The organism is Mesorhizobium sp. M7A.F.Ca.US.005.03.2.1 (assembly GCF_003997795.1).
In the GTDB taxonomy this organism is placed as follows: domain Bacteria; phylum Pseudomonadota; class Alphaproteobacteria; order Rhizobiales; family Rhizobiaceae; genus Mesorhizobium; species Mesorhizobium ciceri.
This window is the reverse complement of the sequence record NZ_RZRP01000001.1, coordinates 24,134-30,524: the sequence shown is the minus strand read 5'-3', so window position 1 is coordinate 30,524 and position 6,391 is coordinate 24,134. Positions and strand designations below refer to the sequence as shown.

General features: G+C 62.5%; 7 protein-coding genes. 5 read left to right on the top strand and 2 right to left on the bottom strand.

Annotated elements, in window-relative coordinates; genetic code table 11:
* Positions 1-584: glycosyltransferase (locus EN991_RS00125; RefSeq protein WP_127367921.1), on the bottom strand; the 584-nt coding region annotated here is incomplete at its 3' end.
* Between the two features lie 91 nt (positions 585-675).
* Positions 676-1,800 (bottom strand): nucleotidyltransferase family protein, encoded by a 1,125-nt coding sequence (locus tag EN991_RS00120; RefSeq protein WP_127367920.1) that lies wholly within the window; start codon positions 1,798-1,800, stop codon positions 676-678.
* Positions 1,801-2,314: 514 nt separating this feature from the next.
* On the opposite strand from EN991_RS00120, the gene EN991_RS00115 reads away from it, so the two are divergent.
* The 5 genes from EN991_RS00115 to EN991_RS00095 all read left to right on the top strand — a co-directional run bounded on the left by EN991_RS00115 (position 2,315) and on the right by EN991_RS00095 (position 6,383).
* Complete coding sequence (locus tag EN991_RS00115) at positions 2,315-2,467, top strand: lasso peptide (RefSeq protein WP_010913078.1); 153 nt, start codon at positions 2,315-2,317, stop codon at positions 2,465-2,467.
* 137 nt (positions 2,468-2,604) lie between these two features.
* Positions 2,605-2,919: a PqqD family protein gene (locus EN991_RS00110; protein WP_013528114.1), complete on the top strand. Its 315-nt coding sequence runs from the start codon at positions 2,605-2,607 to the stop codon at positions 2,917-2,919.
* Positions 2,920-3,103: 184 nt separating this feature from the next.
* Complete coding sequence (locus EN991_RS00105; protein WP_245460866.1) at positions 3,104-3,481, top strand: lasso peptide biosynthesis B2 protein; 378 nt, start codon at positions 3,104-3,106, stop codon at positions 3,479-3,481.
* Positions 3,478-5,400, top strand: a complete 1,923-nt coding sequence (locus EN991_RS00100; RefSeq protein WP_127367918.1) for a lasso peptide isopeptide bond-forming cyclase — start codon at positions 3,478-3,480, stop codon at positions 5,398-5,400. The genes EN991_RS00105 and EN991_RS00100 overlap by 4 nt, the downstream gene beginning before the upstream one ends.
* Entirely contained in the window at positions 5,397-6,383 is a 987-nt protein-coding gene (locus EN991_RS00095; RefSeq protein ID WP_127367917.1) for a serine kinase, read from the top strand. The genes EN991_RS00100 and EN991_RS00095 overlap by 4 nt, the downstream gene beginning before the upstream one ends.
* Positions 6,384-6,391: the final 8 nt, after the last annotated feature.

Genomic DNA, 6,391 nt, shown 5'->3' with positions numbered 1-6,391 from the left:
TCATAGTCCTCGCCCAGCCGCAGGCTCTCGTCGTAGCTCAACCCATGGCGGTCGAGGAAGGCACGGCTGATCACCGGCTTCAAAAAGCCCAGTTCGCCCCTCTGCACGCGGCGTCTGGAGATGTTGCCTTCGACGAAACGCTCGAAATCGAGGAATTCCGGATCGGCGGCAAATTGCGGCGCGACGATTTTCGTCGCGTCGCCTGTCGCATCATCCCTGATCAGCATGATGTTGTCGGCGGCGAAATCCCAATCGGCGCCGGCAAACAAGTTGCGAAACCGGCCTTCGAGGAAGAAATCGTCGGCATCAAGAATGCTGATGAACGGCGATTTCGAGCCGGCGATGGCTGCGTTGCGGGCAAAGGAGGGGCCGCGATTGACATCGAGGCGCATCACGGAGAGCCGCCCGCTGCCATCATCGGCGGATCGTGCGACACCGGCGGTGTCGTCGGTGGAGGCATCGTCGACGACCACGACCTCCGCCACTTCCGGTTCGCGCAATGCGGATGCGATGGCGACGGCGATTGTCGCTGCGGCGTTTTTTGCCGCGATGATCACGCAGACCTCGGATTTCGTCATCGACATGGATTTGCCTCTCGTACAGGTAATATCGATTTGCCCTCGCCCCGTACTCGTTCGATGCACTACAGAATTGCCATCAGCATCCAATTTACCTTCAGCGACTCGCCGGCCGCTCGAAGATGCGGCGGCTGATATCGGCGGACGCCGCCCAGCCTGCTTCGGCCAGATAGCGGACCGGCGCGCGGCCGCACAGTTCCCAAAGCACCGTTCGCCGCTGCGGCCACCGCAGCGACGGCAGCCACGGCGCGATGACCATGCTGAGCAGATCCTCATTGCCGATGCGCGGCAGGATCCTGGTCGCGCGCTGCGACAGCAGCGTGCTGGCACCGCCGAGCAGCACGTCGGCGGCGCGCAGGCCAAGCAGCAGCGTGTCGTCCAGACCTTGCGCGGTAGCGGCATCGAGCAAACGCTGCTGATCCGCCTCGTCGAGGCGGCCGGCGCTGGCGCCGATATCACAGACGTATCCGGCGCAGGGTTCCCGGTTGAAAAGTGCCTTGGCGACGCTGATGCAGGACAAAAGCAATGTATCGGCCACCGAGGTGAACGGCACCGTCGCACCGGCGATTTCGACCTGTCGCTTGCGCCGCAGGAACCCGTCCGCGTCGCGCGGGCTTGGCGAGCCGGGCTGCTGGAGGCGGTAGTGGAGATCGACGGTGGACGACCTCGGCCCGTCGTCCCGGGTCATGTGCTGTTCGCCGAGGAAGCGGACCCACCAGACGGAGCTCGACTTGCCTGATACCTCATAGCCGATCTTGCGAAGCGCATCACGCGCCCTGAAAAATCCGAGCGGCGAAACCAGGATGTCGACATCGCCCGAGGGCTTCATAAAATGGTCGTCGTAGAGAAGTTGCTGCTGGAACGGACCCTTCAGAAAAACGAAATCGATCTCGCTGGCGCGCAGCACGTCCTGGATCGCCATCGAATCCATGATGCAGGACGCGTTCATCGAAACCGTTTTCCTGCGGTAGGTGTCGAGCCATTGGAAAAGCTTAGTTGGCCTCTGAAGCGCGGGTGCGCGCGAAAGCGCCTTGAGGACAAAGACGGCGACCTTGTTCAGCCTGGCAATCTCGGCAATTTTTTCACCGTCTAGATGGCGCATCGAAACGTCGCCCGCGCCCGGGCCGGCGAAAAACAATCGCAGGCAAGCCTGCACATAGGCCACCTCGCCGGCACAGCCGGCGGCGCGCAATCGTTCGTATGAGCCATCCGGCAAGGCCATTTAGCGCACAGTCTCCCAAGAAAGCGTTTCGCGCCGACACTTATGCTGCAAGTGCGAAGCAAGCATCACCAAAAACCTCGATGCCGTAAAGCCTTTCCTTCTGCAGTGCGAATTTTTGCCACCAAAGCGTCTATCGAGGTGGCATCGGAAAGCAGTGAAAACCGCGGTTGAAATGTCTCTTGCCACGTCGGCTTAGGCAATCTCCGGACGATTTCTCAAATGGAAATTCTTTTCATTAGAGAGGCCTAAATATAGGCACAACGCAAACGGCTTATGCAAGCAAAATCAAATGCTTAAAGAATCAGCACAGGCGCGATCGTCGTGCACAAGGAATCGGCTAAAAAATGACAAGTTTTAGGCATGCCGCTCATGTGACGACGCCAGCAACCGTAATTGATTAACAGAAAGTAAAACAGTCTTGACTCATAAATGCTGCCGTGCAGCTATTGCATTGCAGCATAAAAGTGCTGACGGCACTCGACAGGCCGTTTCCAGTCCTAAATCGGAGAGTAAAATGGAACAGAATGTTGAAAAGCATGAATATGAAACGCCAAGCCTGACGGTCCATGGTTCGATTGAGACCATCACCCAGGGCGGCGGCGGCAGCACGGCGATCGACGCATCGTTCCCCGCGCATACGCCGATTGGCGACCTGACGTTCTCCTGAGACTTACAGCCGATTCCAGAGTGACATGTTGGGACTCTGGATTCAAAAGCAGACGTAAGAGGGGTCGGGGGGCCAGCCTCCCGATTTCTCCTGCGCCACCTGGAGATGTCGCAGCGTTTTGTCAGCGAGGTTTGGGGATGAACGGGGAGCTATCCGACCGTGATCTGGGCGACCACGATAGCGTGTGCGCGACCAAGGATGCCGTGGCTTGCGAGTTCGGAGATGGCTTGGCGCTGCTCAATCTCAAATCCAATGTCTACTACAGCCTGAATGGCGTCGGCGCCTTCATCTGGGATTTGATCCAGGAACCCCGGTCGATCGGCGACATCCGCAGCGCCGTGCTTGCGCGCTACAATGTCGACCCGGCGCGCTGCCAGGCCGATGTCGACGCATTGCTGAAGGGCCTGGCCGATAATGGGCTTGCGAGACGGCATCATGAGGCACTTGTCTAAGCCGGTCCAGCACAAGTCCCTGGTTTCACGGGCCCTGGTTTCGCGGGCCTTGTCTTCGCGGGCCTTGTCTTCGCGGGCCACGGCTTTACGGCAGGAACCGGCGAGAGAAACAAACGTCAAGCAGACGAAGCGCGGGGGGAGCCGGCGCGGGCTGGTCAGGATTTTCTCCCTGAGTGGCTCGGAAATGATCTTCCTTGGCTATTGCCTGCTGGTGGTGGCGACAGTTCGGCTGGGGCTGACGCTGTTGTCCTACAATCGTGTACGCAGCCTGGTGACGCGCCTCGACGCGCGGCAGTGCGCCTCAATGGGCGAACTGCGGCGTGTCGCCTGGGGCGTTGCCGCCGCGGCCCGTTTCGTCCCTTACGCCACGTGCCTGACCCAGGCGCTCTCCGGCCAGTATATTCTCGCCCGCCAAGGCAATGAATCGACGATACGCATCGGCATCGAACGTGGCACAGGCGAGCAGTTGAAAGCACATGCCTGGCTGGTCAGCGACAACCATATCGTGCTTGGCGGATCGATCGACGGCTTCGCCCATCTCGTCGACCACGGCAGCCGATGAGCGGCGTCGCCGGAATCCTGTTGCGCGGAGCAAACGCACCGGCGGTCGCGGCGGCCGACATTCAGCAAATGCTGGCGCGCATGCGCCATCGTGGTCCTGACGGCAGTTCTTGGTGGCTGGACACCAGCATCGCCCTTGGCCACGCCTGGCTCAACACATCGGATGAAGTCGGTCCGGGCCCTTTGACGATGGCTGGGGGCCGGCTCGCCATCACCGCCGATTGCCGGCTGGACAACCGTGACGAGTTGCTGGCCAGGCTCGGTATCCGCGACCAGTCGGTAGCCGACGCGATCGTGCTGATGCGGGCCTATCTGCGCTGGGGCGAAGCCTGCCCGGAGCATCTGCAAGGCGATTTCGCCTTCGCCATCTGGGATGACGAGCGGCAATCGCTGTTTTGCGCGCGCGATCATTTTGGCGTCAAGCCGTTCTACTACCACGCGGCGGACCGGCGTTTTGCCTTTGCGTCGGAGATCGGTCCGATCCTGGGCGTCGAGGGTATCCGCGCACGTGTCAGCGAGCGCCAGATCTCCGGCTTCCTGGCCGGGCTTCCCGACGACCCGCAGTCGACCCCCTACAGCGATATATTCAGCCTGCCGGCCCGCCACAGCCTAACCGTCACCGCGCAACAAGTGATGCTGCGCCGATACTGGCAGATCGAGCCGTCGGCGCGGCCCTTGCGGTCGGATGCATCGGAGGAATTCGCCCATCTGTTCTCGCAATCGGTGCGCAACCGCATGCGAGGGACCTCGGCGGTCGGGGCAATGCTGAGCGGCGGCCTCGATTCCTCGTCTATCGCCTGTGTCGCCGGCCTGCAGAATGCCGCCGCGCGCAAGCCGAAGCTGCCAACCTTCTCGCTGATTTTCGAGAAGGGCTCGCCGATGGACGAGCGGCCCTTCATCGATGCCGTTCTCGACCAGCAGAAGGTCGACGCGACGCTGATCCCGGTTGGCAACTATGCCCCATTCGCCGAATTCGAGCGCGTGCTGGAAGAACAGGAAGGAACGTTCCTGGCGCCGGGCCTGACGCTCACCCGCGGCATCTACCGGACTGCCGGCGCCAAGGGCATCAAGGTGCTGCTGGACGGCCATGGTGGCGACGAGGTCGTTTCACAAGGCCACGGCCACCTGCACGAGCTTGCGAATGGCGGCCGATGGATGGATCTGTGGCGCGAGGTCCGCAGCGCATCCAACACCTATGGCGACAGCACGCTTGGCCTTTATCTCCAGTTCCTGACCCTCTACGGGCCGGCCTGGCGCATCGCCAGGCTGAGGCATATGGCCAACCGTGCCCTGAACAAGATCCGCAAGCCCGCGCAAGTGTCGCGCGCACGAAGCTGGCGCGACCTGATCAATCCGGACCTGGCCAAGCGCACCGAGCTTGTCGACCGGTTTCACCGGGCCGGCTACATGCCGCCCGGCGTCCAGGCCAGCGATGCCTTGAGCCATCGCTGGATCCTGTCGAACGGCTATGTCCCGCATGCTTTCGAGGTTCTCGACAAGGCCGCCGCCAATTTCGGGGTCGAGCCGCGCTACCCCTTCTGGGACAAGCCGCTGGTCGAGTTCTGCCTGGCGTTGCCGGGCGAGGAGAAGCTGAGCCACGGTTTTGGCCGCTATGTGCTGCGCCGCGCCATGCAAGGCGTATTGCCGGAGGCGGTGCAGTGGCGGCGCGACAAGATCGACTTCACTGCCAATCTCGTCAATGGCATGCTGCGCAACCATCGCGACCTCCTGGAACAGCTGCTGGTCTCGGATGCGAACCGCATCGCGCCTTACGTCAATCTGCCGCAAGTGAGTGCCGCCTATGCGCGGCTGCTGCGCCAGCCCGATCAGGCAGCCCCCCTGGATGTCCAGTATGTCTGGCGCTCGGCCTCGCTGTCGCTCTGGCTGCGGCAGTTCCAGCATGGCGGGAGCCCCGCATGATGCCGCGCAACGAGCCGCTCGCTCTATGCAATGATGATGCCTTTTCGCATGGCCGGGCCATGCGAGAACGCCGCTTCTACCGGGCCTACGGCCTGACCATCGCGTCGGAGGTGACGTTGCCCGAACTGCAGCCGGCGGCGCCGGGGGCGGCGGATGTCGTGATTGCCGTCGGCGCGATCGACCTGCCAAAGCCCTCGCCCGAAGCCGCGACCGACTTTCGCTTCGAGCCGGACCGGCAATATCTGGCGTGGCATGCCGTGGGCGCGTTCCTGATCACCGATTCCAGCCGTATCGACATCGAACCGGCGCCCGGCGTCGACGACGCGCTGCTCGCGTTTCCGCTGCTTGGTCCGGTCATGGCGCTGCTCTTGCACCGGCGCGGCCTGCTTGTCCTGCATGCCAGTGCCATCGCCGCCGCCGGCACGAGCGCCATCTTCATGGGTGACAAGGGAGCCGGCAAGTCGACGACCGCAAGTGCGATGATCCGGGCCGGGCATCGACTGCTTACCGATGACGTGGTGGCGCTGGACCTCGCCAATCCGAGTGAGCCAATGACCGTTCCGGGCTTTCCGCAGATCAAGCTGGCGGCCGACGCCGCGGCGGCGATCTCGCTTGGGGAAGCGGAAGTGCGGCCGCAAGTGCATGCGGCGATCGACAAGATGCAGCATCGCCTGAACGGTAGCTTTTCGGGCGACGAGGTGCCGGCGACCAGGATCTATATCCTCGAGCGCGGCGAAAGGGCTGACATCACGCCCTTGCCCGCCATTGCCGCCCTGCCGGCCATCATCAAATTCTCCTATGTGACGCGCTTCGGCCGCGCGGCCCTGCCCGGCGACTTCGCGACGGCGCATCTTCGGCAATGTTCATGGATTGCCAACCATATCGGCGTGTACCGGCTGGAAGTCCCGACGGGCCTGGACAGGATCGGCGAAGCCGTGGAACTGATCGAAAAGGATCTGTCGGCTGGCAGCCGGCGGTTGTGAGCGCAACC